Raw genomic sequence first — 634 nt, 5'->3', positions numbered from 1 at the left:
CGTTCATGGTTAGGAGATTGGATCGTATCTTTTGAGAGCGACTGACCATGAACGGTAGCAAGAAATAATCCCATATGGTGCGGGCTGCCGTAGAGTAATGCGGGAAAATGCCAGTTTTGCTGAGTTTTTAAACCAAAACCCATTTTTCAGGCGCACTTATCCAGAGCTGGGCTCTGAAGCCATCGTTTTTTCGCCATCTGATGCAGCCTGTCAGAGAGCATTTTTGTGGCGTGCTCGCCCGCCATAGCACCGGCAAAACGCAACCGGCCTTTGCACAAGATACACTGGTACGGATCGGTGCCCAGGAAGCCCTTCATTAGTACTGCGAACCCGGGCCGCTTCGGTTTTTCTCGTACCGTCATTTCCAGCGCATTGTAGACCTTCGGCAGCAGCGAGCCTCGCTTGCGGTTGGCCAGAAAACCATAGTAGCGCACCATTTTAAAATGCCGCGCCGGAATATGGCTGACGTAACGCTGCAGCATCTCCTCCTGGCTGATTTTCTGCCGTTTGTGCTGCTGCGTGCGGTGGTCGTAATACTGATGGACCACGGCACCGCCGCGGTAGTGGCGCAGCTGTGAGGCCGCCACCGGCGGGCGCTTCAGATAACGGCCGAGGTATTTCACGCTGCGCCAGG

Annotated in this window: 1 protein-coding gene; it reads right to left on the bottom strand. The window is 55.0% G+C overall.

Features of this window, described 5'->3' with window-relative positions; translation table 11 throughout:
- Window positions 1-146: 146 nt before the first annotated feature.
- On the bottom strand, window positions 147-634 hold a 488-nt coding region (locus AC6BYQ_RS28535; RefSeq protein ID WP_498057934.1), incomplete at its 5' end, for a transposase.

Source organism: Serratia sp. LTN-2 (assembly GCF_059740205.1).
Note: the sequence above shows the minus strand (reverse complement) of the source record. Positions and strands in the feature narration are given on the sequence as shown.